Here is a 1,144-nt window from a genome sequence, read left to right as displayed (position 1 = left end):
TCCCAACGACTGCGCCAACTCGACGCCCTCCGCGTCCACCTCGTCCACGAGATCGACGAACGCGGCACCACCCACACACTCGGCGCATCCTCCACCCAAGCCTGGCTCTCCGACACCAGCAAACTCACCCCCGCAGCCGCCAAAACAATCATCGCCACCGGACGAAACCTCCGCGACAGGAAAGCCCTCACCGACGCCTTCACCGCCGGAACAGCAGACATCGACCAGATCCGGTCCATCACCACCCTCCTCGACGACATCCCCCACCTCATCGCCGACCTCGACCCCACCCACATCAACGGCGAGCACATCGACCCCATCGCCGAATGCCGCCAACAATGCACCACCTACCTCCTCGCAGCAGCCGAACACGAACACAGCGCGGACACCGCCCGACGCGTCGCCGCCCTCCGCACCATGCTCACCAACGACGACGACGGCGTTCCACCCGACGACGAGAACACCACCCTCAACGAACTCTTCACCACCCCCACCACCGGCGGACGACTCCGAATCAAAGGCCACTTCGACAAAACCACCGGAGAACAAGTCCTCACCGCCCTGTCCGCACTATCGAAGCCGCAACCCGGACGCGACAACACCCACGGCGAACCCGACCCCGACCCACGCCCCGCACCCCAACGCCGCGCCGACGCCCTCGCCGACATCATCCGCCACTACCTCAACTCCGGCGACGCCCCCAGCGAAGGCAGCGAACAACCCCACATGACCGTCTTCGTCGGCCTCGGCGACCTCGCCACCGCCACCGCACGACACACCCCCGCAACGAAACCCCCGAACGAAAGCAGCAGGGGCAACGGCACACCCACCGACCACAACAACGCCGGCGGCCGCTCGTACGGGAACGACCGCCGAGACACCGTCCAAGGCTCCGGCCACAGCTACATCCGCAGGGGTCCGGCGTGGATGCCATGGATGGGACCCATCAGCATCAACACCGCCGCCATCATCTCCTGCGACGCCACCATCACCCCCATCGTCATGGACGACAACGGCAACCCACTCGACATCGGCCACACCACCCGCATCATCCCCCGCCGACTCCGCCGCGCCCTCGACGCCCGCGACTGCGGCTGCGCCTACCCAGGATGCGGCCGACCCACCGCCTGGACCGACGCCCACC

General features: G+C 67.2%; 1 protein-coding gene. It reads left to right on the top strand.

Annotation, left to right across the window (positions count from 1 at the left end):
- The coding region (locus ACWF62_RS20605; protein ID WP_452631286.1) for a DUF222 domain-containing protein at positions 1 to 1,144 on the top strand (1,144 nt) is incomplete at both ends.

The organism is Rhodococcus sp. NPDC054953, assembly GCF_053609225.1.
Note: the sequence above shows the minus strand (reverse complement) of the source record. Positions and strands in the feature narration are given on the sequence as shown.